Source organism: Streptomyces sp. TSRI0281 (assembly GCF_001905125.1).
GTDB lineage: Bacteria > Actinomycetota > Actinomycetes > Streptomycetales > Streptomycetaceae > Streptomyces.
Map to the genome: position 1 here is coordinate 39751 of NZ_LWLE01000001.1, position 23641 is coordinate 63391.

Genomic DNA, 23641 nt, shown 5'->3' on the forward strand with positions numbered 1-23641 from the left:
GTGGCCCCGTCGTGGCGCGGGGCAACCGGCACAAGGCCGACGATCCGCCTCTCCGACGGGCCGAACTCGTCCACACGTGACAACACCCTGCGTAGCCGGGAGCCGTCCGCTGCCTTTACGCTGCTGACCGGTACAAGGGATCACCCACGAAATCCACGAGCGAAGACCGTGCCTTGCGGGGGAATGGCTCCCGCGAGAACGGGCAGGGGCGGGGCGATGGAACAGACACACACCACCCACAACGGCGTCGCGGCCACCCCAGGGGCTCAGCGCCGGGTGCTGGTGGTCGAGGACGATGCGACGATCGTCGACGCCATTTCCGCCCGGCTGCGGGCGGAGGGCTTTCTGGTGCAGACCGCACTGGACGGGCCCGCGGCCGTGGACGCGGCCGAGGCATGGCAGCCCGATCTGATGGTGCTCGACATCATGCTTCCCGGCTTCGACGGGCTGGAGGTCTGCCGCCGTGTGCAGGCCCAGCGTCCCGTGCCGGTGCTGATGCTGACGGCACGCGACGACGAGACCGACATGCTGGTCGGGCTCGGGGTCGGCGCCGACGACTACATGACCAAGCCGTTCTCCATGCGTGAGCTGGCGGCCCGGGTACATGTCCTGCTGCGCCGGGTGGAGCGGGCGGCCCTGGCCGCGGTGACGCCGCGCAGCGGCATCCTGCGCCTGGGCGAGCTGGAGATCGACCACGCCCAGCGCCGGGTCCGGGTGCGCACCGAGGACGTCCACCTCACGCCGACCGAATTCGATCTGCTGGTCTGCCTGGCCAACACCCCGCGCGCGGTGCTCTCCCGGGAGCAGCTGCTGGCCGAGGTCTGGGACTGGGCGGACGCCTCGGGCACCCGTACCGTCGACAGCCACATCAAGGCGCTGCGCCGGAAGATCGGCGCCGAGCGGATCCGTACCGTGCACGGTGTCGGCTACGCCCTGGAGACCCCGGCACCATGACCCGGCCAGGGGCGGGACTGCGGCCCTTCTCGATCAAGGCCAAGCTCGGCACGCTCGTCGTCGTCTCGGTGTTCATCACCACGGGGCTCCTGATCGTCGCCCTGCGGACCAGGACCGAGTTCCGGTTCATCACGGTGTTCTCGGTGATCGCGACGCTGCTGATCACCCAGTTCGTGGCGCACGGTCTGACCGCGCCGCTGGACGAGATGAGGGCCGTGGCCCGGTCGATCTCGCACGGCGACTACACGGGCCGGGTGAGCGGTGCCGGGCGGCGGGACGAGCTGGGCGACCTGGCGCAGACGATCAACCGCATGGCGGACGACCTGGAGGCGGAGTACCGGCACCGCAAGGAGCTGGTCGCCAACGTCTCGCATGAGCTGCGCACTCCCATCGCGGCGCTGAGAGCCGTGCTGGAGAACGTCGTGGACGGGGTGTCTCCCGCCGACCCCGAGACGATGCGCACGGCTCTGAAGCAGACGGAACGCCTCGGCAGGCTGGTGGAGACCCTGCTCGATCTGTCCCGCCTGGACAACGGGGTGGTGACGCTCAGGGCCCGCCGCTTCGAGGTGTGGCCGTATCTGTCGGGGGTGCTGAAGGAGGCCAATCTGGCCGCCTCGCACCGCAGGCTGTCCTCGGGCTCCGGCAATCACTCGCGCAACGACGTCCATCTGCACCTCGATGTGTCACCGCCCGAGCTGACGGCGCACGCGGACGCGGAGCGGCTGCACCAGGTGGTCGCCAACCTCATCGACAACGCGGTCAAGCACAGCCCGCCGCACGGCCGGGTCACGGTGCTGGCGCGGCGCGGGGCGTACCCCGAGTCGCTGGAGCTGGAGGTCATCGACGAGGGTCCGGGCATCCCGGAGGCCGAGCGGCACCGGGTGTTCGAGCGGTTCAACCGGGGGCAGGCACCGTCCCCGCACGGGCCGGGCAGCGACGGCGGGACGGGTCTCGGGCTGGCCATCGCCCGCTGGGCGGTGGATCTGCACGGGGGCCGGATCGGGGTGGCCGAATCAGCGCGCGGCTGCCGCATCCAGGTCACTCTTCCGGGAATGTCCCAGCCTCGCGGTTGACATAGGGTTCGAACCGGAAGGGCACGTTCTCCGTGTCCTCCGTAAAGGGGATACGGTCGCAGGGCCGTACCCACGGCTCTGCGTACCCGAAGTGCAGCGGAACCCCGGTTGTTTCCCGCCATTTCCTGCGCCGAAACCCGCCTTCTGATGTGACTTGCACGACGAAGACCGGTCCGGTCTGCAAGGAACGGTAAAGGAGGCGTAGCCTTGATTTCCGCTGTCCATCACCTTGTGAAGCGGAAGAGGGCGGTTGCCGCCGTGTCGTCTCAGTCCCCCAGTAACTCAAGCATCTCGACCGACCAAGCCAGCCCGGGTGGGAACCCGGCCGCGGCCTTCGGCCCCAATGAGTGGCTCGTCGACGAGATCTATCAGCAGTACCTCCAGGATCCCAATGCGGTCGACCGCGCCTGGTGGGACTTCTTCGCCGACTACAAGCCGGGTACCTCCGGCACGGCGGACAAGCCCGTTCCCGGCGCCGCGGCCGCGGCGGGGGCTGCGGTGATTCCGGCCCCGGTCGCCACCCCTCCGGCGCAGCCCGCGGCACCGGCTCCGGCCGCCGCACCGGCCGCTCCGGCCCAGCCCGCGGCTCCGGCCCAGCCCGCGGGCGCCGCTCCGGCACCCGCGAAGGCCGCTCCCGCCGCCGCTGCTCCGGCAGCTCCGGCGAAGGCGGCCCCCGCGAAGGCCGCTCCGGCGCCCGCCAAGGCCGCCGGGTCGGCCGAGGCTCCCGAGGGCCCGGAGTATGTGACGCTGCGCGGCCCGTCGGCCGCCGTCGCGAAGAACATGAACGCCTCGCTGGAGCTGCCGACGGCCACGTCCGTCCGCGCCGTTCCGGTGAAGCTGCTCTTCGACAACCGCATCGTCATCAACAACCACCTCAAGCGCGCCCGCGGCGGGAAGATCTCCTTCACGCACCTCATCGGGTACGCGATGGTGCAGGCCCTCAAGGCCATGCCGTCGATGAACAACTCCTTCACGGTGAAGGACGGCAAGCCGACCCTGGTCAAGCCGGAGCACATCAACCTCGGCCTGGCCATCGACCTGGTGAAGCCGAACGGTGACCGCCAGCTCGTCGTCGCGGCCATCAAGAAGGCCGAGACGCTCAACTTCTTCGAGTTCTGGCAGGCGTACGAGGACATCGTCCGCCGGGCCCGTATCGGCAAGCTCGGCATGGACGACTTCACCGGGGTCACCGCCTCGCTGACGAACCCCGGCGGCATCGGCACCGTTCACTCGGTGCCCCGCCTGATGCCCGGTCAGGGCCTCATCATGGGTGTCGGCGCGATGGACTACCCGGCGGAGTTCCAGGGGACGTCCCAGGACACCCTGAACAAGCTGGGCATCTCGAAGGTCATGACGCTGACCTCGACCTACGACCACCGGGTCATCCAGGGTGCCGCCTCCGGCGAGTTCCTGCGGGTCCTCGCCCAGCTCCTGCTCGGCGAGAACGAGTTCTACGACGAGATCTTCAAGGCGCTGCGCATCCCCTACGAGCCGGTCCGCTGGCTCAAGGACATCGACGCCTCGCACGACGACGACGTCACCAAGGCCGCGCGGGTCTTCGAGCTGATCCACTCCTACCGGGTCCGCGGCCATGTCATGGCCGACACCGACCCGCTGGAGTACCACCAGCGCAAGCACCCCGACCTGGACATCACCGAGCACGGCCTCACCCTGTGGGACCTGGAGCGGGACTTCGCGGTCGGCGGTTTCGCCGGCAAGACGATGATGAAGCTCCGCGACATCCTCGGTGTGCTGCGTGAGTCGTACTGCCGCACCACGGGCATCGAGTTCATGCACATCCAGGAGCCGCGGGAGCGCAAGTGGCTCCAGGACCGGGTGGAGCGTCCGCGTCCCAAGCCCGAGCGCGAGGAGCAGCTGCGGATCCTGCGCCGCCTCAACGCCGCCGAGGCGTTCGAGACGTTCCTGCAGACCAAGTACGTCGGCCAGAAGCGGTTCTCGCTGGAGGGCGGCGAGTCCGTCATCCCGCTGCTCGACGCGGTCATCGACTCCGCCGCCGAGGCCCGCCTCGACGAGGTCGTCATCGGGATGGCCCACCGCGGCCGTCTGAACGTGCTGGCCAACATCGTCGGCAAGTCGTACGCGCAGATCTTCCGGGAGTTCGAGGGCAACCTCGACCCGAAGTCGATGCACGGCTCCGGCGACGTGAAGTACCACCTGGGCGCCGAGGGCACCTTCACCGGTCTGGACGGCGAGCAGATCAAGGTCTCGCTGGCCGCCAACCCCTCGCACCTGGAGGCGGTCGACCCGGTCCTGGAGGGCATCGCCCGCGCCAAGCAGGACATCATCAACAAGGGCGGCACGGACTTCACCGTCCTGCCCGTCGCGCTCCACGGCGACGCGGCCTTCGCGGGCCAGGGCGTCGTCGCCGAGACGCTCAACATGTCGCAGCTGCGCGGCTACCGCACCGGCGGCACCGTGCACGTGGTGATCAACAACCAGGTCGGCTTCACCGCCGCCCCGGAGTCCTCGCGCTCCTCGATGTACGCCACCGATGTGGCGCGCATGATCGAGGCGCCGATCATCCACGTCAACGGTGACGACCCCGAGGCCGTCGTCCGGGTCGCACGGCTCGCCTTCGAGTACCGGCAGGCGTTCAACAAGGACGTCGTGATCGACCTCATCTGCTACCGCCGCCGCGGTCACAACGAGACCGACAACCCGCAGTTCACCAACCCGCAGATGTACGCCCTGGTCGACAAGAAGCGCTCGGTGCGCAAGCTCTACACCGAGTCCCTCATCGGTCGCGGCGACATCACGCTGGAAGAGGCGGAGCAAGCGCTCCAGGACTTCCAGGGGCAGCTGGAGAAGGTCTTCGCCGAGGTCCGCGAGGCCACCTCGCACCCGGCCCAGACCCACATCCCGGACGTCCAGGCCGAGTTCCCGGTGGCGATCAGCACCGGGGTCTCCCAGGAGGTCGTGAAGCGGATCGCCGAGTCGCAGGTCAACATCCCCGACAACATCACCGTCCACCCCCGTCTGATGCCGCAGATGCTGCGTCGCGCGGCCTCGGTGGAGGACGGCACGATCGACTGGGGCATGGGCGAGACGCTGGCCATCGGTTCGCTGCTGATGGAGGGCACCCCGGTCCGGCTCGCCGGCCAGGACACCCGCCGCGGCACGTTCGGCCAGCGGCACGCGGTCCTGGTCGACCAGGAGACCGGCGAGGACTACACCCCGCTGCTCTACCTCTCCGACGAGCAGGCCCGGTACAACGTCTACGACTCGCTGCTCAGCGAGTACGCGGCGATGGGCTTCGAGTACGGCTACTCGCTGGCCCGCCCGGAATCGCTGGTCATCTGGGAGGCCCAGTTCGGTGACTTCGTCAACGGCGCGCAGACCGTCGTGGACGAGTTCATCTCCTCGGCCGAGCAGAAGTGGGGCCAGACCTCCGGCGTCACGCTGCTGCTGCCGCACGGCTACGAGGGCCAGGGCCCGGACCACTCGTCCGCCCGCCCGGAGCGCTTCCTCCAGATGTGCGCGCAGGACAACATGACGGTCGCGATGCCGACCCTGCCGTCGAACTACTTCCACCTCCTGCGGTGGCAGGTGCACAACCCGCACCACAAGCCGCTGATCGTCTTCACCCCGAAGTCGATGCTCCGCCTCAAGGCGGCCGCGTCGAAGGTGGAGGAGTTCACCACCGGCGGCTTCCGCCCGGTGATCGGCGACGCGTCGGTCAAGGCCGAGGACGTCCGCAAGGTCGTCTTCTGCGCGGGCAAGCTGTACTACGACCTGGACGCCGAGCGGCAGAAGCGCGGCGACACGGAGACGGCGATCATCCGGCTGGAGCGCCTGTACCCGCTGCCGGGTGCGGAGCTGCAGGCCGAGATCGCCAAGTACCCGAACGCCGAGAAGTACCTCTGGGCCCAGGAGGAGCCGGCGAACCAGGGTGCCTGGCCGTTCATCGCGCTCAACCTGATCGACCACCTGGACCTGGCCGTCGGCGCCGACATCCCGCACGGTGAGCGCCTGCGCCGCATCTCGCGGTCGCACGGCTCGTCCCCGGCGGTCGGCTCGGCCAAGCGCCACCAGGCCGAGCAGGCGCAGCTGGTCGCCGAGGTCTTCGAGGCCTGATCAGCGGCACCACCCGTCACGGGCCCCGGCCCCCACCGATGTACGTATCGGTGGGGGCCGGGGCCCGTATCAGGTGGTGGGTGCGGTGTGCGGACACCGCACGGGCGCCGCACGGGCGAGGTACGGGCCCGTCGGATCGGCGGATCAGGCCGGTGGGTCAGACAGTGCATCAGGCCGGTGGATCAGACCGGTGGATCAGACCGGCTGGGGCTCGAAGTCCCAGTACGGGCGTCCTCCGGCCACCGTCGACCGCATCCGCCGGTGCTCGTCCCCGGCGTCGTCGCCACCCCGGTCCGGTGCCTCGTCCGCCGGCGCTCCGGCCTCGTCCTCCTTGCCCGCCGCCCGCAGGTCGAGGGCGAGCCCCGCCCTGAGGGCGACCGTCATGGCATGCCCGTCCCCGAGGCCCGCACGGGCCCGTTCCAGGGCGGCGCGCCCGAGGTCCGCCGCCCCCCGCGGGTCGTCCACCGCCGCCCGTGCCGCGGTCGTGTTCAGCGCGCAGCCGATGCTCCAGGGGTGCGCGTCGCCGAGTGCGCGTGCCATGCCCGCCGTCGTCTCCTCGCCGATCGCCAGCGCGTCCGTGCGGTGGCCCAGACAGCGCAGGACGACCCCGCAGTTGGCCCGGCTGCCGATCGCGTACGGATGGTCGTCGCCGAGCTGGGCGGCGTACACCCGGGCAGTGGACTCGGCGATGCCCAGCGCCTCGTCGTACCGGCCCATCTCCCGCAGCAGCATGGCGTAGTCGGTGGAGATCAGCAGCGTTTCGGGGTGGTGGCCGCCCCGGCGGACGGTCATCTTCTCGCGGACCCGGCGCATCATGGCGTGGGCGTACTCCAGGTCGCCCTCCCTGCGCCTGCACAGGGCGAGGTTGTGCTGTGCCTGGAGGGTCTGCGAGTGGTCCCGGTCGAGCACCTGGCTGTGCAGCCAGGTGTTCCGTTCCTGGATCACCAGCGCTTCCCGGTAACGGCCCAGCAGCCGCAGCGTCCAGGCGGTGTGCAGGGCGGACATCAGGGTGAGGGCGTTGCGCGGGCCGAGCAGGCCGACGCGGGCTTCCAGGATCGAGCGGTGCTGGTCCAGGGACTCGGCGTACCGGCCCTGGAGGGCGACGGCCTGGGCCAGGTTGCTGCGGATGGCGAGGGTGCGCGGCACCTTGCTGTCGCCGAGCTCCTCCACCGCCCTGGTGGCGGCGCTCTCGTAGAGCGTGCGCGCCTCGTCGTACCGCCCGAGGGCCACCAGTGTTCCGCCGAGGCCGTTCATGGCCCGCATCAGCTCGATGGCCCGCGCCTCCGGGTCCGCGGAGAGCCGGTCGAGGATGTCCCGTCCGACTCCCTCGGCGTCCGCGTAACGGCCCAGCCGGCGGAGCATGTTGGCGTACTGGTGGGTGGCGACCAGGATGGTGCGGTCGGTGGGGCCCGAGTCGTTGCGCCAGTGATCGAGTGCCTTCCTGGTGATCATCCAGCCGTCGGCGTACTCGCCGCGCATCCGGAGGTACTCGACGCAGTTGAGGACGAGGCTGCGCACGTCCTCGTCGGCCGACGCCAGTGCTCCCGAGGGTTCCAGATGGGGGATCAGGTCCGCGTAGCGCTGCCAGTGGCGGGGGGCCGTGGGGTCCCTGGGGTCGGCGGCGACCAGGACCCGGCAGGCGGTCTCGGACGCCTTGCGCCGGTCGTGGACCGAGAGGGTGCTGCGGACGAAGCGGTGGAAGAGCCGGTGCATGCGCAGGGTGCCCACGGTGAGGATGTCGTCCTGCGGACCCGTCTCGTACTCCAGCCGCATGGACGTGGTCTCGGAGAGCGTACGGAGCGCGGAGTTCCAGTTGCTGGGCTCGCTGACCAGGCGGGCCAGATGGGTGGGCAGGTCCGAGGCCCTGGCCGAGCGCAGCAGCCTGACGGGCACGGTGTCGGCGGAGAAGTGGGCGAGCAGTTTGAGGAGTTCATGGGCGTGCGGCGCGTCCTCGCCGAGGGCGTTCAGCGTGGTGGACCACACGGCCTGGAACCGCTGCGCCTCGCCGCCCGACGGCATGACGTCCAGGGCGTTGGGGTCGCCGTCGCGGATGTCCTCGACATAGCGGGCGACCTCGGTGAGCGGGTACGCCTCCAGCCAGGCGGCCATCTGGTCGATGAGGATCGGCAGGTCCTCGACCACATCGGCCAGCCGGTCGGCCTCCTCCTCGGTGATCCGCGGTGCCCGGCGGCAGGCGAAGGCGACGCTCTCCTCCCGGTCGAAGCGGGGCAGCGAGACGAGTTCCGCGCCGTGGGCCGGCCAGGAGGTGTCGCGGGTGGTGATCAGTACGTGGCCGGGGCCCCGCGGCAGCAGGTCGGCCAGCCCGTCCGGGCTGTCCGCCCCGTCGAACACGAGGAGCCAGCGCTTCCGTGACGAGGCGAGGCGCTCCTGGGCGGCGGTGATGAGCCCGCGCAGTTCGTCGCCGTCACCCGTGCGCAGTTCCTTCGCGAGCGCGGCGAAGTCCTCGCGCGCCATGAGCGGGGTGTGGGCCCTGACCCACCAGATGACGTCGTACTCGCCGGCGTAGCGGTGCGCGTACTCCCGCGCCAGTTCGGTCTTGCCCATCCCGCCCGCGCCGTGCACGGCCACCAGTGCGGAGGTGGCGGGCGATGCCGGGGTGCGGTCGGTCAGCAGCCGGTGCACCTGCTCCAGGGTCCGCCGTCTGCCGGTGAACCGGCGGTTGCGGCGTTCCACGTTCGAGACGGGCGGCGGCTCGTCCGGGAAGCGCAGTCCCCGGTCGAGGTCGACTCCGGTGTGCCTGTCCAGCACGAGGCCGCACGCGGTCAGCAGCCGCTGTTTGGCCTCCTCCCGCCCGATCCCGAACAGGCCGGCCGGGTTCAGTTCGCGGGCCGCTTCGGGCAGGCTGTGCGGGGTGACGGAGATGGCCGCGACCTGCGAACGGTGGGCGGGGAGCACCTGGCGGAGCACATCGGCCCAGGCCCGGTAGCGCCCCGCGTCGAAGCGCAGATACCAGTCGTCCAGGACGAGCAGGACCCGGCCGGGCGCCGCGAGCAGGTCGGTGAGCGCTCTGCCCTCCGGCGGTTTGCGCAGGGGGTCCCAGCGGACGAGGTGCGTGCGGATGCCCGCGGTCTCGCACTCCTCCTCCACCCACTTCGCCCAGGACTCACTCTGTCCCGCGAAAACGACCGTGACGTGGTCGGAATCCTCCGTCATCCCGGTACTCCCTCGACGCAAGTTGTTCAACTTTGTGCGCAAGCCATTCGATTGTGCGTCAGATTTCGCTCAGTGAGGGCCCGTTGGCGAACAGTGACCACTGTTTCCCGCGTCACACAGCCGTCGCGCGATGTGCCGTATGAGGTGTTCGAGGTCGGCGCAGTAGACGCTCGGGTGCAGAAAGCCGCTGTGCGGAGCGTACCGGTGCGCGTAGTTGCCGCCGCCGCACACCCGGAGCACCGGGCAGGTGCGGCACTCGGGCGCGAGCCCCCGTTCCCCCAGCTGGCGCGCGGCGACGCCGGGATGGCGCAGCGCGTCGTCGAAGGAGTGGGCGAAGACGTCCAGACCGGTCGCCGGGGCGCCCGCGTAGGCGGTCTTGAGCGAGTCGACCTGCTCGATGGCGCCGTCCGTGTCGACCACGATCGCCGCCATCGGGGAGAGCCCGACCGCCTCGGCGGCGCTCCGGCTGCCGAGCAGCAGGGCCAGTATCTCCGTGAACAGCCGGACTCCCGTCCGCAGCCCGTCCGACTGCCACCACAGGTCGAAGACCTCCGTCAGCCACTGTCCGTACGGCGCCGGGCCGGGCCGGTGCCGTCCCGGCGGCACGGCCGCCCTCCCTGCCGGGGGCGCGCCCCAGTTGGCGTGGGGCAGCAGGAAGTCCAGGCCGGGCGGGTCCAGGGCCAGCAGCGAGGTGTAGACCTCGCGCGGGTCGCTGTCGAGGTCGATCGTGCTGAGGATGCCCGCGTACTGCGTACCGCGCCGGGCCAGCAGCGCGGCGGCGCGGGACGCGGCGGGCCAGGAGGGCCGGCCGTCGTGACCCACGCGCCGCCGGTTCAGGCGGGCGCTCCCGCCGTCCAGGCTCAGGCCCACCCGGATGCCCTCGGCGTCGAGCCGGTCGAGGACGCCATCGGTCAGCAGCGTGCCGTTGGTCTGCACGCTGGGCAGGACCACGCAGCCCCCGGGCACCGCCCGGCGTACCGCGCGGGTGTAGGCGAGCAGCGGTTCGGGTCCCGCCAACAGCGGCTCTCCACCGTGCAGTTCGATCCGGATGCGCTCCAGGCCGTGGGCGGCGGCGTGCTCGCCGATGCGGGCCGCGGTGCGGGCCATCGTCCCTTCCGGGACCCGCGCCGGGCGCTCGCGCCAACTCGTGTCGGGGCTGCGGTAGATGTAGCAGTAGTCGCAGGCGAGGTTGCACCGGCTGTGCACCTTGAGCACGAACTGCCGCAGCGGTACCGGGTGCAGCGCCGCAGTGTCCAGCGCCCGGTGCGGCCAGTACGGAACGGTGTCCGGCGCGGGACGGGACGCGGGACCTGCCGTGGAAGCGGAACCGGCGGTGGAAGCGGAACCGGCGGTGGTGACCGCCGCCGCACCCGCCGCACCCGCCGCACCCGCCGCACCCGCCGCACCCGCCGTGGTGCCCGCCGTCACGGGGCGTCCTCGTAGTACGCCACGGACGGGCCCGCCTCGGCGGACCGGTCGCGCAGACCCGCCAGGACGGCGTCCAGCACCGGGTGCCCGGTCGCGCCGCCGTGGTCGACGAGGGCGGCCAGGGAGCCGAAAACGGGCAGGGGCGTGCTGCTGTCGTCGGGCGGTGACGTCATGCGTCACCCGATTCGAGCCGGCGCACGCTCTCCCGGATGCGGTCCGCGACCTCGTCGTGCTGCTCGCCGTGCTCGGTGAGGATGCCGAGCGCCCGGTGGTACTCGGTGAGCGCGCGGTCCGGTCCGGCGGTCCGCTCCAGCATCCTGGCCCGGTCCGCCAGGTAGGCGGCGGCCATCACGGCGGATCCGGTGGCGAGCGCACGGTCCGCGGCCTGCTTGAAGTACGTCGCCGCCTCGGTGAAGCGGACCTCGGCCCCGGTCGTCCGGCCTAGCGCCTCGGCGACCTGGCCGCGGATGGCGTGGGCGGAGGCCGCGACGTCTCCCGACACCGCCTCGCGGGCCGCCGCTCCCAGTATCCAGTCGGCCTCGTACAGGTCGACCAGGGCTCCCACGAGCCGGAAGCGGACCATCAGCGCCAGCCCGAGATTCATTCTGCGGGCGGCGAGCGCGGGGCTCTTCCCGGAGGTTCCGGCGACGGACTGCCGCAGCAGACGCACCGTCTCGCGCAGATCCTCCTCGGACCCGGTCAGCTGGCCCCGGCGCATCAGGGTGAGGCCGTAGATCTGGAGGTTCCCGGGCTGCCACGGGCTGTCGGGGGGCGTCAGCGCCCAGACCTCCGCCCAGGCGCCGACGGCCCGGTCGAGCGCCTCGCGCCGGGATTCCGCGCCCTCGTGGAAGCGCCGGCTCTCGATGGACGCCTTCGCCTCCAGACAGCGCAGCGTCAGCCGGTCGCGTCCGGGACCGGGCGGCAGGCCCCCGGCGACGGCGCGGCCCTCGTCGAGCGCCCGCAGGGCGTGCGCCCAGCCGGTCTCCATGTCGAGGCCGGTCCAGGCCAGTTCATGGGCCTCGGCCAGAGCGATCCAGCCGTCGACCAGGTCGGCGGGGTCGGGCTTCCATTCGGCCGTCGCCGTACGCGTCGGTCCGTCGTCACCGACACGCGGCGCTCCGTCGTCACCGTCGGCGGTGACCAGGCGTGTCATCCGGGCCAGCGACTCGGTCAGGTCCGCGCGGGCCCGCCGGGCCGCTTCCCGCACCCGCTCCGGATCGGCGGACGGACCGTCGTCCAGCCGCCCCTCGAACCGGCGGGCCAGCAGGGCGTAGGAGCGGCCCCGGAGGTAGAGCGACGACGGCGGGACGGGGTCCGCCTCGACCAGGGTGTCCAGTACGTCGATCGACTGGAGCATTGTGGCCGAATACCACTCCTGGGGCCCCTCGGGCGGCGGGTTGCGCAGTCTCAGGGCCTGTTCGGCGAAGTCGGCGGCCAGCTCCTGGAGCACCCGGGCACGGACGACCGCGGCCGTCCTGCCGATGCTTCCGCCCCCGGCGACCGCGTCCGCCAGCGCCCGCTGCGCGTCGTCCAGCAGCAGGAACCGTACGGAGTCCGCGTCCGCGGCCTCCCCCGGTGCGGCGGCGGCCTCTCTGAACCGGTCGGGCACCGCGTCCGTGTCCGGCCCGGCCGAGGCCACCTCCTCGGCCATCCGCACCAGTACGTCGCCCATGGTCCGGTAGGCCCGGGAGATGGCGGGCACGGCCCGTTCCGCGGCGCTCAGCGCGCCTCTCAGGTCCTCGCCGAGCCGGCGCGCCTGCCAGCGCTCGACGAGCGCCACGGCCAGGTCCGCGTGCAGCCCGGCCCGCTCCGGGCGGCGCTGCTCGGCCCCGGCCGCCGAGGTCAGCAGGGCGATGCCGGAATCCAGGTCCCGCGACGTGCCCTGGCGGCGGAACCGTTCGAGCCGCGCCTGTGCCTCGGCCGCGAGTTCACCGGGCGAGCCGGCGCCTTCCGCCCCCGTGGTGACGGGCTGCGGCAGCGAGCCGCGCAGCACCCGGGTGGAGACGACGGCGAACTCCCGCAGCAGCGGGTCGTCCACGGAGCCGCCCGGCGGTCCCGCGGGCTCCACGCCGCCCGCCAGATAGGCCGCCGCCATCGCGGGGAAGTTGCGGGCCGTGCGCCCCCAGCGCCCTTCGACGTATCGGGACAGGTGTTTCAGTGCCAGATCGGGGTCGCCCGGCGCCAGCCGTTGGTGCAGCTCGGCCCATACGCCGTCGCGGAACGCGTAGGCCGGACTGTCGAGTCCCCGGTCGAGACGGGTGAGCAGGCCCCCGAGCAGCACTTCGGCGAGCACGTCGGGGCCGCTGTCCGGCAGCATCGCGCGCTGGAGGTGCTGCATCACCGGCAGTTCCAGCGGGGTGGTGGTCAGCCACTGGGCGAGCCGGACCGCGGCGGGCGAGGCATGGCGGCGGAAGTTCCGCACCCGTTCGCGGGCGGGTACGTCGGTGGCGCGGGGCGCCGACGCGGGGGCGGGCCGGGGATCGGCGCCGACCCAGGCGGCCGCCGCCCGCAGCGTCAGCTCGCCGGTCCCCGACAGCAGCCGCGCCCAGGTCTCCAGGGACAGGTGGTGGGGCGCCAGCACCGGAACGGCCACCGCGCGGCGGGGTGCCTCGCCCCTGGAGAGGAACTCCAGCCGCCCCGCGGGCCCTTCGGGCCTGCGCAGCAGTCCGGGCCGGGCGGGCAGATGGGTGGTGCGCCACATCCGCTGCGGCAGCGGCTGGACGACGGCGACCGGCATGGTGCCCGCCCAGCGGTGGAGCTGCCGCTGCATGGCACCGCTGCGCCACATCGGTCCGGCGCAGTCGCTGAGCAGCAGCGTGATCTGCCGTCCGGTGGGGTCCGTGAACTGGGCCGGTGGCCGCAGTCGCCCCGTACCCGGGGCGGGGGTTGTGGGTGTGGTGGCGGCGCCCGGGGTGCCGTCCGTGCCCTCGTGCAGGTAGTGGACGCGTACTTCGCGGAAGGCACCCGCGCGTTCGAAGACCTCCCGCAGCTCGTCGAGCGTCTGCTCCCAGACCATGGTCGAGGAGGAGACGTCCATGAGCAGTTGGGCGCGCGCCTCCCGGCGGCGGGCGGGGCGCAGCACCGGCAGCGTCAGCCCGGTCTCGGCCGCCCGGTGTGCGGTGGCCTTCTCGTCGAGGAGGCCGCGCGGCGGGACGGAGGGCGCGCGGAACCGCTGCAGGGGGCGCAGCGCGCGTTGCAGGGCGAGCGGGTCGGGCAGGGTGGGCGCCGTGGGGACCCGTACGGGCGAGCCGCCGCGCCCGGCGCCGCCCTCGCCCCGGGCGGCCGGGGCGCGCAGGGCCGCGTGTCCCTCGGCGGGTGCGGCGGGGCCGGGGACGCGCGGTGCCACCGGCTCCGGCCCATCGGTGAGCGGGTCCGCCGGGTCGCCGGGCGCGGGCTCGGCGACCGTCCCGGCGGCGGGATGCCCGTCGGGCCAGGTCGCGGGCCCGACCCAGCGCGCGAGCCACAGCGCGTCCGCCACCTCTTCGGCCGTGGCGCTGAAGTCGGCCTCCCGGAGCCGGGCGACCAGCGCCGTGAGCACACCGTGCTCGGTGCCGGATGCGCTGCGGGCGGCGGAGGTCATCGTCACCTCACCGCTGCTGCGGGTGCTGTTCCAGGGGACGCATGAGCAGCCGGGCGATACCGTCCCGCCGGCTGCCCGCCTCCCGGGCGGTGTGCTGGGTGAGGAAGATGGCGTTGAGCAGTTCGTCCGTCGGCCGCAGCCCTTCGTCGTCGCCCCTGCTGAAGCTCTCCAGCAGGTCGCGGTTGGCCTCGTGCGCGCCCTCCCCGAAGTGGGCGTGCACCAGGGCGGCGAGCCGTTCGTTGCGCGGGGGTTCCAGGTTCAGCCGGATGCAGCGGCGCAGCAGCGGCCGGGGGAAGTCGCGTTCGCCGTTGCTCGTCATCACGACGAAGGGGAAGGCCCGGCAGCGCACCTTGCCGTCGACGACGGGCACGCTGCGGCCGTCGTCGTCCAGGACGGTGACGGGTGCGTGTCCCTCGCGCTTGGCGGTGCGCTCCAGTTCGGGGATGCGGAACTCGCCCTCCTCCAGCACGTTCAGAAGGTCGTTGGGCAGGTCGATGTCGCTCTTGTCCAGCTCGTCGATGAGCAGCACCCGGGGTCGCTCCGAGGGCAGGAGTGCCGTGCCCAGCGGTCCGAGCTTGATGTATTCGCCGATGTCGCCCTCACCGGCGCCGCGCTCACGGGAGAGCTGGGCGTCCTGGAGCCGGCCGATCGCGTCGTACTCGTACAGCCCCTGCTTCAGTTCCGTACGGCTGACGACGGACCATTGCAGGACCCTTCCCAGGCCCAGTTCCTGGGCGACGGCGTGCGCGAGCGTGCTCTTCCCGGATCCCGGCTCCCCGGTCACCAGGAGCGGTCGCCGCAGATACAGGGCGGCGTTGATGAGCTGGATCGCGTCCTCGTCCTGGACGGGGAGCAGGGGGCGTCCGCCGAGGCGCCGCTTCGTCGAGGAGTCCGGTCCGGGGACCGGGAGCCCGATCGGCTCACCGGTGAAGGCCCGCCAGGGCGGCGGTGGCGGAAGGTCGCCGATCCGGTCCGGGTCGGGGTCTCCCTCACCCCGGTAAATCAGCCAGTTGCTCATTTCTCGCTCCTCGTCGGCGGTCGGTGGCTTCCCGCGCTCTGGCCGACGGGGCAGGCAGCGCCCGCAAATGGGCCCACGGGAATGTACCCCCGAGAGACCCCGCCAAAGCTGATTTCCGGCCAAGTCGTCATGGTGAGTCCACCGGTCCCACGGGCCTCTCGGGCACCGGGCGGCGGGGGTCGTCGTACATGACGGCGACGGCTTCGGCCCAGTGCCCCGTCGTCCGGGTCTCGTGGATCTCCTCCCTGATGCGGCGCAGCCGGTCGGGGAGTTCGGGGAGGGAGCCGGTGTGCGCGAGCAGTTCGGCCACGCCTTTGTGCAGGTCCTCGCAGTCGCTGCCGCAGGGGCCCCGGTCATGGCCGTCGATGCGCCACAGGGCGATGCCGTGGCCCGCGTCGAAGGCGAACTCGATGGCCTTGCGTCCGATGCCCCGGCTCACGGGCTGGCACAGCACCGGGATGCCGGACGGCTGGATGTCGGCGAAGTGCCTGCTCCGGGGGAGCTGTCCGGTGGGCGGCATCCGGACCGCCGCGAGCGGTCCGGGGCCGGCCGCCGCGCTCCAGCGGTCCGTCCAGCGGGGGTCCGGTTCCCCGCGCCGGTCCACGTTGCGCAGGACGATCCGCCGTCTCACCCCCACCGGCAGATGGGCGGGATCGCCCAGGGGCGCCTCGTCGGCGAGCTGCCATCGGTGCACCGGTGTGTCGAAGTACCCGGCGGGCACGACGACTTCGCAGGGTGCGGGGACCCCGCCCGCCGTGTCGGCGAAGTGGAAGGCCTCGGCGAGGTGTTCGCGCAGGTTGAGGCGGAGGCGGCCCGGTGTCACTCCGTTGGGGTCGGTCTCCGAGGCGAAGATCTCGTGGTCACCGCTGCCGTCGTCGATCCTGATCTGCCAGTGCAGGGTCCCGTACGGCAGTTCGTCGAGTTCGACGACGACGACATGGGCCGGGTCGGCGGGCCCCGGGTAGGGGATGACGACGCGGTCCGCGCTCTCCCTGTCCGGCAGCCGGGCCTGTTCCACCAGCCGGCGCAGCTGCGGCGGAAGGCGGCGCAGCCGGTCGTTCAGCCATGCGTCGAGTCCGCTCGTGTCGCCCCCGTAGTCGCGGGTGAACTCACCGACGAGCCGCAGGTAGTGCATGAACACGTACGCCGGGAGGGGGCTGCCGTCGCCTCCGTAGAGCAGCCCGTGGCCGTCCCGCCAGGTCATGGGCGCCGGGCCGGTGTGCGACAGCCGTTCGCCGCGTACGTCGCGCGCCAGTTCGGCCACGACGCCCGTGGGGGCGGGGGCCAGGCCCGCGAGGTGGTTCAGGGCGTTCACCCGGTCCTCGGGGGACCACTGTTCGGGGTCGACGCCGGAGCTCCGGCCGCCGATCCGGGCCTGGTGGGCGGTCCAGCTGCCGGTGTCCCCCCGGCGGCCGTGGTGCCAGCGGTCGTGGGCGTCCATGACCTCCCGGTACAGCCCGCCGAACCGGCGCAGGGCGGTGGCGGAGACGGCGCGCCCGCCGTCCTGGTCCTCGCGGCCGGACTTGACGATCTCCAGCACGGCCCCGGTGGCGGGATCGAGCACGGGTCCGCCCGAGACCCCGGGGGGAAATTCGGCCAGGGACTCGAACCGGACGGCGACGGCGCCGTCGTCGACGTTCGCGCGGACCGTGCCGCGCCAGAGTCCGTACGGCCCGCTGTCCTCCTCGGCCTCGTCCGGTGTCGGCCGGAATCCGAAGGCCAGCCGCTCCCCCGCGCCGGACACCGCCCGGTCGCCCATCCAGACGCACTCGTGCTCGACGGTGTCATCGAGCAGCCGCACCAGGGCCAGATCGCGCTGGGCCGGAATGCGATCGCTCCACGGGTCGGTGACCAGCCACTTCCGCAGCCGGACCGCTGTCGGCGCGATGCCGTGCTGCCGTTCGTCACCGGCGACCCTGAAGCGCATTCCGGGGTTCTCCCGCACATGCGGCACCAGCACATGCGCGGCGGTCAGGATCCAGCCGGGCGCGATGAAGAAGCCGCTGCCCCACATCTGCGTCGAGCGGGGGTCCTCCGGGAGGAAGCGCACGGTGGCCGCGCGGACGAGGGCGTCGAGGTCGGGGAGGCCGTCAGACATCCGTGCCGGCCGGCCCCTCCGGGTCCTGCTCGCCCAGCCGCCAGGTGAGGGAGACCTGGACGGACGCCTTGGCCTCGCCGTCCGCGAGGATGGCGAGCGCCTTTCCGGGCTTGGTGCTCAGCTCCACTCCGAAGGTGACCGACGCCTCGTGCGGTCTCACCGCGGCGGCGGCGTCCAGGACGGTGCTGCCGACCCGCGCGATCAGCTCGTTGAGCTGTTCCAGCTTGGCCGCGGCGGTCTCGGCCACTCCGACGTCCCGGTCGGACGACCCGTACCCCTCGGCCGCACTCACCCGGGCGTAGACAATCTTGCCGTCGCCGAGATCGATACGACGGACACGACCACTCACGGCTCCCCCGATCCGCACGTCAAGGCGCTTGCCCCGGCGCTGACTTGATCCGGTCACCAAGATTACTGGCCGGTGCCCCGGCAGGCGAGGGGGAGCGGGCCCGCGCAGTCGAGATCCGGCCGCCCGCGCCGACGCCATACCCTGAGGGAAGAACACCCGTACGCAACAGGAGCACACCTTGTATTTCACGGACCGTGGCATCGAGGAACTGGAGAAGCGGCGCGGCGAGGAGGAGGTCACCTTCGAGTGGCTGGCCGAGCAGCTGCGTACGTTCGTCGATCTCAACCCCGACTTCGAGGTGCCCGTCGAGCGCCTCGCGACCTGGCTGGCCCGGCTGGACGACGAGGACGACGAGGACGAGTAGCCGACGGCCCGTCCCGTCCCGGCGGCGGCCTCGCACCGGGGACCGGGCCTCGCGCCGGGGGCCTCGCTCCCGGTCCTCGCGCCGGGACCTGGTTCCGCGGGCGTTCCGTGGGCCTCGCGCCCGGACCCGGTCCCGCGGCCCCGCGCCGGTACTTCCGTGGCGGGGCCCCGCGCCGGAGCCGCCCGTCCGGATCAGGTGTTTTCGGCGCCCGCGTCCCGGATGCGGTGGTACGCGATCCCCAGTGCGCCCTGCACCAGCAGCACCGCCCCGGCCGTGGCCCAGCCTCCGCTGCGGCGGCGGGCGCCCCACAGCAGGAGCGGGAGCCCGGCCGCGATCTGTGCCACGGCCACCGCGCGGGCCCTGGGGCCGCGCACCCACGGGCCGAAGCTGCTGTTCTCGACCGCGTCCAGCTCCACCCGTACGGCGTCGCGCCAGCCCGCCCACTCGACGCGTTCCGTTCCGGGCAGCACGGCGGCCACCGAGCGCAGCCGGTCGGCGGGCTCTCCGGGCCCCAGTCCGGGCGGCAGGGTCAGACCGGTGCGGGTGAGCACGGCGAGCAGCCCGCGCAGCCGGGCACCGGCGTCCGCGTCGGGGTCCGGGCGGGTCAGCTCCTCCAGCGCCTGGAGATCCAGGACGGGGTCGAGTCCGAGCCGGGCTGCGAAGGTGCGCATGGCCTCGTCCTCGCCGGCCGGGGTTCCGTCGGCGAGCCAGACGTAGCCGACGGGGCGGCGGAAACCGGCCGCCAGCGTGTATCCGGCCCGGTCGCCGTCCCACCACAGGGCGAGCACCGGCCAGGCCGAGCCGACCGCGAGCGCGGTGGCCCAGCCGCCGAGCACCCGGTCGACGGGTTCGGTGCCCCCGGTCGCGGCGGTACGCACGCCCGCCACCTCGGCCCCCGCGCCCAGCCAGGGCTTTCCGTCCGGGACGAGCGCGCTCCAGCCGTCGCCCGCCGGGGTGAGCAGCATCGGCTCACGCAGGAGGTGGGCCGGCGGCGCTACGGTCTCGGGGGCGGCCCGGCACAGCAGGAGCGCTCCCACGGGTGTCGCGTTCATGCCTCACACGCTAGGGCAATTTGCCCATGTCTGACGCCATTTGAGAGGCCGGATCGACTCCCGATCGCGCTTGACTTCATCCATCCGCGATATATCGTGTTGAACAAGAGACGCGATATGTTGCGTCATGCCACGCTCTCCGGGAGGTCATATCCATGCCTGTGTCGACGTGGGCCATCGCCGAGTCGCAGAAGCTCACCTTCGACGACCCGGTGACGGCGCTCCAGGTACGCATCGTCAACGGCACCGTCAACGTGGTCGGCACCGAGGAGCAGTCCGCACGGCTGGAGATATCCGGGGTCCAGGGCCCGCCGCTGGTGGTGACCCAGCAGGACGGCACACTCACCGTCACCTATGAGGACCTGCACTGGAGGGGCCTGCACAAGTGGTTCGACCGCAAGGGCTGGCACCGCAACGCCGTCGTCTCCGTCGTCGTACCGGCCGACTGCGCGGTGGAGGTCGGCGTGGTCGGTGCCGAGGCCTTCGTCTCCGGCATCCGGGGACGTACCGAGATACGCGGCGTCAGCGGCGACACCAGCGTGGTCGGGCTCACCGGCAGCGTCCGGGGCGAGACCGTCTCCGGCAACCTGGAGGCCCAGGACGTCACCGGCGACCTGCGCTTCCACTCCCTCTCCGGCGATCTCACCGTGGTCGACGGCGCCGGGACCTCCGTACACGCCGAATCCGTCAGCGGCGGCATGATCCTGGACCTGGACCCGTCCGGAAAGCCCACGGACATCCGGCTGACCACGATCTCCGGCGAGATCGCCATCCGGCTGCCGCACCCGGCGGACGCGAAGGTCGAGGCGAACACCGCGAGCGGCAGCCTCTCCAACGCCTTCGAGGACCTGCGGGTCAGCGGCCAGTGGGGGGCGAAGAAGATCACCGGAACCCTCGGCGCGGGCACGGGAACGCTGAAGGCGATGACCGCGTCCGGCTCGATCGCCCTGCTGCGCCGCCCGCCCGCCGAGGACGAACCGCACGAAGCCGAGCCGACCGGAAAGGTTCTCTGACATGCCCCCCGTATTCGCCCACGGCCGTCTGCGCCTCTACCTGCTGAAGCTGCTGGACGAGGCCCCGCGCCACGGCTACGAGGTGATCCGGCTCCTGGAGGAGCGCTTCCACGGTCTGTACGCCCCCTCGGCGGGCACCGTCTATCCCCGCCTGGCCAAGCTGGAGGCCGAGGGCCTGGTCACCCACGCCACCGAGGGCGGCCGCAAGGTCTACTCCATCACCGACGCGGGGCGCGCCGAGTTGGCGGGCCGCAGCGGCGAACTGGCCGATCTGGAGCTGGAGATCCGCGACTCCGTCTCCGAACTGGCCGCCGAGATCCGCGACGATGTCCGTGGCGCGGCGGGCAAGCTGCGCAACGAGATGCGGGCGGCGGCCTCCGAGTCCCGGCACACACCGGGCGGCAAGGAGTCCCGCCGGTCCCCCTTCGGTGACTTCGGCGACTTCTCCGACCTCGGCGACCTCGGTGACAGCGAGGCGTGGCGCACGGCCAAGGAAGAGCTGCGCAAGGCCAAGCAGGAGTGGATGGAGCAGGCCCGCCGGGCGAAGGACGAGTCCAGGCGGGCCCGTGACGACGCCCAGCAGGCCCGCCGCCAGGCCAAGGAGGCGCACGAGAAGGCGCGCGAGCAGATGCAGAGCGCCGCACGCCAGGTCCAGGAGCACTTCGCCCGGGGCGACTGGCCCTCCGGCGTACGGGAGGGGCTGGCCGAGATCACCGGCCAGCTCAGCGGGTTCGCCAGGACGGCCGGATGGACCCCGTCCGCCAAGCCCGAGGCCGCCGGAACCGACCCCGAGTGGGGCCGGGACACGGTGGGCACGGGCGACCCGGCCCGCGACCTGGACCGCCTCCTGGACCGCTTCCGCGACGACATCCGCGACGCGGCCAGGGACCACGGCGTCACCCAGGAACAGGTGACCGAGGCCCGCCGCCACCTGGGAGCGGCGGCGGCGCGCGTCGAGTCGCTGCTGCGGAAGAAGGACGCCAACGGCACCGCCACCGCCACCGACGAGAACGCCGACGGCAGCGGCGGCGGCGGGAAGAGCTGAGGCGGACGGCCGGCCCGCCCCTCCGCACGGAGGGGCGGGTCAGCCCGCCTCGGCCCGCAGTTCCCCGCCTTCCGCCCCGTCCCCGTACAGGGCACGCTCCACGGTCGCGTATGTCGCCCCGTGCTCGGCGAGGACGTCCGCGACCACTCCGGGCGTGGCGGTGAGCGCCAGCAGCAGGTGTTCCTCACCGATGACGCGGTCGCCGCGCCCGAGTGCGATCCGGAGCGACTTCTCCAGGACCGCCTTCGCGCCGGGCGTGAACGCGCGATGCCCGGACCACCACCGGCGGCTCCCGCGATCCCCGGCGAGCGCCCCCTCGCCGTGCGCGCCCTCGATCCGGGACACGATCTCGGCCACGTCGATCCCGATACCGGCGAGTGCGTCCGTATCGGCCCTGGTCAGTCCGCCGCGCCGACGGGCGTCGGCCAGGGAGGCCGCCACCGAGGCGCGGCGGTCGGTGAGGCCGAGCGCCGCGACGGCGAAGGAGGCCCGGCTGCCCTTCCGCTCCAGCAGGGAGAGCAGCAGATGCTCCTCGGTCACCGAGTCGGCGCCGGCCCGCTCGGCTTGGGTGACGGCACCGGTCACGGTGGCGCGGGCACCCTTGGCGAATCGCTCGAACATCAATGCCTCCCGTACTTCTTGTGCACGGCCTGTCGGCTGACGCCCAGTTCGGCCGCGATCTCCTGCCACGACCAGCCCTGGACGCGGGCGCTTCTCACTTGTACGGCTTCCAGCTGTTCCAGCAGCCGCCGCAGCGCGGCGACGGCCCGCAACCCGACACGCGGGTCACGGTCACCGGCGCGTGCGGCCAGATCCGTTGCTTCGGTCATGCTGTCAACTTACGTTGACAAGCGCTCCATGTCAACCAACATTGACACAATCGATGGCGGTGCGGGCCTTCGCGGAGGCGGCCTACCGCGACAACAGCCCCTCAGCCGACCTGAGTTCAGCCGTGGGAGCCCCCCTCCCGCACCGTCACCGCCACCCGTGCCCCGCCCCTCGCGTCGACCCGCAGTACGCCCCCGTGCGGCGGGTTCCCCCGGACCACGGCGCGCCCCTCCACCGAGACCCGCCAGCCCCGCGCCGACGGTGGCAGCGAGATCTCCGTCGCGCCGCGCCGGGCCGCGGTGTAGGTGAGGCGGTAGACGCGGGCGGTCGCGTCGTACGTGTCGGAGTGGACCGTGCCCGCGACCGCCGGGGCGTACGGGGTGGCGGTCAGCTCCTTGTTCGTACGGAAGCCGCCCCGCTCGTCGAGGGCGCAGTAGCCGCCTCCGTAGCACCACACATAGCCCGCCCAGCCGGAGCTGTAGCGGTTCAAGGAGGCCACCGCCTCGCGGTAGAAACGGTTCATCAGCGGCAGCCCGTTGTTCAGCGGACCCCATTCGCCGACGACGACCGGGATGCGCTGCTCCTTCGGGTACGCGGTGACGGCGGCCTCGTACGACTCGATCCAGCCCGCGGCGGGGTCGTAGTCGGCGCCCGCCTCCATCGCCGTGTTGTAGAAGTGCGGCGCGTACACGGCCTTGTGGTCCTTGATCCGCCCCAGCCCTGTGGGGACACCCTCGCCCACGATCGGGGTGGGCTCGACGAAGATCCAGGTGCCGGGGTCGACGGAACGGACCGCGCGGGCCAGCCGGTTGTACATCGGGGTGAGCTGCTCGGCCTCGATCCGGCGGGCGGCCGTCGGCAGGTCCTCGCCCTCCCGCAGCTCCCCCATCGGTTCGTTGATCAGGTCGTAGCCGATGACCGCCGGGTGGTGCTCGAAGCGGTCGGCGAGGACCCGCCACATGTCGGCCTGGGCGCGTCGCAGGTCCGCGTCCTCGTAGAGGTGGGTGAAGGCCCGCTGGACGGCCGGTTCGAAGTACTCGGCGAACCAGTCGTCGGGATGCGGGGTGAACGGCAGCCCATCGGTACGGGTGGCCCAGGCGGGAATGCCCCGGTGGCCGAAGGCCGGGCCGAAGACGTCCTGGTGAGCGTCGAGCAGGACCTGGATGCCGTACGTCCGCGCCCAGTCCAGGATCCGGTCGATCCGGCGCAGATACCGTTCGCTGTACCGGCCCCGCACCGGCTCCAGGTCGTCCCAGAAGATCAGCAGCCGGGCGAAGTCGAAGCCCTTGGCCCGCAGATCGCGGAAGTGCTTCTCGGTCACGGCTGTCAGGGCCGCGTCGCCGCGGTTCGCCTTGTCCTCGACGTTCCAGCCGCGCAGGGTGAGGGCCCTGCCGCGGTCATCGGTCAGCGGCGGGATGCCGGTGGGCCGGTCCCGCCCGGGATGCGCACTGGCGGCAGGGGCGAGGACCCCTGCCGCCAGTGCGGACGAGATGACAACTGCCGCGAGTGCTCTGCCGATGCGCATGGGGCGCATCCCACCAGCCGAACTGACGCTCCATCAAGAGCGCCT

The 23641-nt window shown here is 72.4% G+C and carries 17 protein-coding genes; 6 read left to right on the forward strand and 11 right to left on the reverse strand.

The window, feature by feature from the left end; all coding sequences use genetic code 11:
* Positions 1-216 precede the first annotated feature (216 nt).
* The 3 genes from A6A29_RS00175 to A6A29_RS00190 all read left to right on the forward strand — a co-directional run bounded on the left by A6A29_RS00175 (position 217) and on the right by A6A29_RS00190 (position 6122).
* Positions 217-954 (forward strand): response regulator transcription factor, encoded by a 738-nt coding sequence (locus tag A6A29_RS00175; RefSeq protein ID WP_073717853.1) that lies wholly within the window; start codon positions 217-219, stop codon positions 952-954.
* On the forward strand, positions 951-2027 hold the full coding sequence (locus A6A29_RS00180; protein WP_073717854.1) for a HAMP domain-containing sensor histidine kinase: 1077 nt from the start codon (positions 951-953) through the stop codon (positions 2025-2027). Before A6A29_RS00175 ends, A6A29_RS00180 begins: the two co-directional genes overlap by 4 nt.
* A 258-nt stretch (positions 2028-2285) precedes the next feature.
* On the forward strand, positions 2286-6122 hold the full coding sequence (locus A6A29_RS00190) for a multifunctional oxoglutarate decarboxylase/oxoglutarate dehydrogenase thiamine pyrophosphate-binding subunit/dihydrolipoyllysine-residue succinyltransferase subunit (RefSeq protein WP_073717855.1): 3837 nt from the start codon (positions 2286-2288) through the stop codon (positions 6120-6122).
* Positions 6123-6317: 195 nt separating this feature from the next.
* Here A6A29_RS00190 and fxsT read toward each other — a convergent pair whose 3' ends face one another.
* The 7 genes from fxsT to A6A29_RS00220 form a co-directional block, all read right to left on the reverse strand.
* Complete coding sequence (gene fxsT, locus A6A29_RS00195; protein WP_073717856.1) at positions 6318-9296, reverse strand: FxSxx-COOH system tetratricopeptide repeat protein; 2979 nt, start codon at positions 9294-9296, stop codon at positions 6318-6320.
* A gap of 69 nt (positions 9297-9365) precedes the next feature.
* A complete protein-coding gene (locus A6A29_RS00200) occupies positions 9366-10553 on the reverse strand; it encodes an FxsB family cyclophane-forming radical SAM/SPASM peptide maturase (protein WP_079182595.1) in 1188 nt (395 codons plus the stop codon).
* 167 nt (positions 10554-10720) lie between these two features.
* On the reverse strand, positions 10721-10897 hold the full coding sequence (locus tag A6A29_RS45105; RefSeq protein ID WP_158074357.1) for a YxD-tail cyclophane-containing RiPP peptide: 177 nt from the start codon (positions 10895-10897) through the stop codon (positions 10721-10723).
* A complete protein-coding gene (locus tag A6A29_RS00205) occupies positions 10894-14304 on the reverse strand; it encodes an SAV_2336 N-terminal domain-related protein (protein ID WP_143196940.1) in 3411 nt (1136 codons plus the stop codon). The genes A6A29_RS45105 and A6A29_RS00205 overlap by 4 nt, the downstream gene beginning before the upstream one ends.
* A 7-nt stretch (positions 14305-14311) precedes the next feature.
* Entirely contained in the window at positions 14312-15322 is a 1011-nt protein-coding gene (locus tag A6A29_RS00210) for an AAA family ATPase (RefSeq protein ID WP_073717858.1), read from the reverse strand.
* Between the two features lie 127 nt (positions 15323-15449).
* Positions 15450-17420 (reverse strand): VMAP-C domain-containing protein, encoded by a 1971-nt coding sequence (locus tag A6A29_RS00215; RefSeq protein WP_073717859.1) that lies wholly within the window; start codon positions 17418-17420, stop codon positions 15450-15452.
* Entirely contained in the window at positions 17413-17769 is a 357-nt protein-coding gene (locus A6A29_RS00220; RefSeq protein WP_073717860.1) for a CU044_2847 family protein, read from the reverse strand. Before A6A29_RS00220 ends, A6A29_RS00215 begins: the two co-directional genes overlap by 8 nt.
* A 178-nt stretch (positions 17770-17947) precedes the next feature.
* Here A6A29_RS00220 and A6A29_RS00225 point away from each other — a divergent pair, with 178 nt between their 5' ends.
* Positions 17948-18133, forward strand: a complete 186-nt coding sequence (locus tag A6A29_RS00225; protein ID WP_010061466.1) for a DUF6104 family protein — start codon at positions 17948-17950, stop codon at positions 18131-18133.
* Positions 18134-18324: 191 nt separating this feature from the next.
* Here A6A29_RS00225 and A6A29_RS00230 read toward each other — a convergent pair whose 3' ends face one another.
* Positions 18325-19185, reverse strand: coding sequence for a hypothetical protein (locus tag A6A29_RS00230; protein WP_073717861.1), 861 nt, complete (start codon positions 19183-19185; stop codon positions 18325-18327).
* A gap of 155 nt (positions 19186-19340) precedes the next feature.
* Here A6A29_RS00230 and A6A29_RS00235 point away from each other — a divergent pair, with 155 nt between their 5' ends.
* Positions 19341-20198, forward strand: coding sequence for a DUF4097 family beta strand repeat-containing protein (locus A6A29_RS00235; RefSeq protein ID WP_073717862.1), 858 nt, complete (start codon positions 19341-19343; stop codon positions 20196-20198).
* Between the two features lies 1 nt (position 20199).
* The gene (locus tag A6A29_RS00240; RefSeq protein ID WP_073717863.1) at positions 20200-21243 is read left to right on the forward strand and encodes a PadR family transcriptional regulator; all 1044 of its coding nucleotides are present in this window, start codon (positions 20200-20202) and stop codon (positions 21241-21243) included.
* A 39-nt stretch (positions 21244-21282) separates the two neighbouring features.
* Here the strand turns inward: A6A29_RS00240 and A6A29_RS00245 are convergent, their stop codons facing one another.
* The 3 genes from A6A29_RS00245 to A6A29_RS00255 all read right to left on the reverse strand — a co-directional run bounded on the left by A6A29_RS00245 (position 21283) and on the right by A6A29_RS00255 (position 23596).
* Positions 21283-21864 carry a Clp protease N-terminal domain-containing protein gene (locus tag A6A29_RS00245; RefSeq protein ID WP_073717864.1) on the reverse strand — a complete coding sequence of 194 codons (582 nt, stop codon included), beginning with the start codon at positions 21862-21864 and terminating at the stop codon, positions 21283-21285.
* Positions 21864-22073 carry a sigma factor-like helix-turn-helix DNA-binding protein gene (locus A6A29_RS00250; protein ID WP_014154112.1) on the reverse strand — a complete coding sequence of 70 codons (210 nt, stop codon included), beginning with the start codon at positions 22071-22073 and terminating at the stop codon, positions 21864-21866. Before A6A29_RS00250 ends, A6A29_RS00245 begins: the two co-directional genes overlap by 1 nt.
* A gap of 116 nt (positions 22074-22189) precedes the next feature.
* Positions 22190-23596, reverse strand: a complete 1407-nt coding sequence (locus A6A29_RS00255) for a cellulase family glycosylhydrolase (protein ID WP_073717865.1) — start codon at positions 23594-23596, stop codon at positions 22190-22192.
* Positions 23597-23641 lie beyond the last annotated feature (45 nt).

What these genes read in the sequence shown, in the direction of transcription:
- A6A29_RS00205 (WP_143196940.1), bottom strand. Translation starts at nt 14,304, where the DNA reads ATGACCTCCGCCGCCCGCAGCGCATCCGGCACCGAGCACGGTGTGCTC.
- A6A29_RS00255 (WP_073717865.1), bottom strand. Translation starts at nt 23,596, where the DNA reads ATGCGCATCGGCAGAGCACTCGCGGCAGTTGTCATCTCGTCCGCACTG.
- A6A29_RS00235 (WP_073717862.1), top strand. Translation starts at nt 19,341, where the DNA reads ATGCCTGTGTCGACGTGGGCCATCGCCGAGTCGCAGAAGCTCACCTTC.
- A6A29_RS00210 (WP_073717858.1), bottom strand. Translation starts at nt 15,322, where the DNA reads ATGAGCAACTGGCTGATTTACCGGGGTGAGGGAGACCCCGACCCGGAC.
- A6A29_RS00245 (WP_073717864.1), bottom strand. Translation starts at nt 21,864, where the DNA reads ATGTTCGAGCGATTCGCCAAGGGTGCCCGCGCCACCGTGACCGGTGCC.
- fxsT (WP_073717856.1), bottom strand. Translation starts at nt 9,296, where the DNA reads ATGACGGAGGATTCCGACCACGTCACGGTCGTTTTCGCGGGACAGAGT.
- A6A29_RS45105 (WP_158074357.1), bottom strand. Translation starts at nt 10,897, where the DNA reads ATGACGTCACCGCCCGACGACAGCAGCACGCCCCTGCCCGTTTTCGGC.
- A6A29_RS00250 (WP_014154112.1), bottom strand. Translation starts at nt 22,073, where the DNA reads ATGACCGAAGCAACGGATCTGGCCGCACGCGCCGGTGACCGTGACCCG.
- A6A29_RS00215 (WP_073717859.1), bottom strand. Translation starts at nt 17,420, where the DNA reads ATGTCTGACGGCCTCCCCGACCTCGACGCCCTCGTCCGCGCGGCCACC.
- A6A29_RS00230 (WP_073717861.1), bottom strand. Translation starts at nt 19,185, where the DNA reads ATGAACGCGACACCCGTGGGAGCGCTCCTGCTGTGCCGGGCCGCCCCC.
- A6A29_RS00180 (WP_073717854.1), top strand. Translation starts at nt 951, where the DNA reads ATGACCCGGCCAGGGGCGGGACTGCGGCCCTTCTCGATCAAGGCCAAG.
- A6A29_RS00175 (WP_073717853.1), top strand. Translation starts at nt 217, where the DNA reads ATGGAACAGACACACACCACCCACAACGGCGTCGCGGCCACCCCAGGG.
- A6A29_RS00240 (WP_073717863.1), top strand. Translation starts at nt 20,200, where the DNA reads ATGCCCCCCGTATTCGCCCACGGCCGTCTGCGCCTCTACCTGCTGAAG.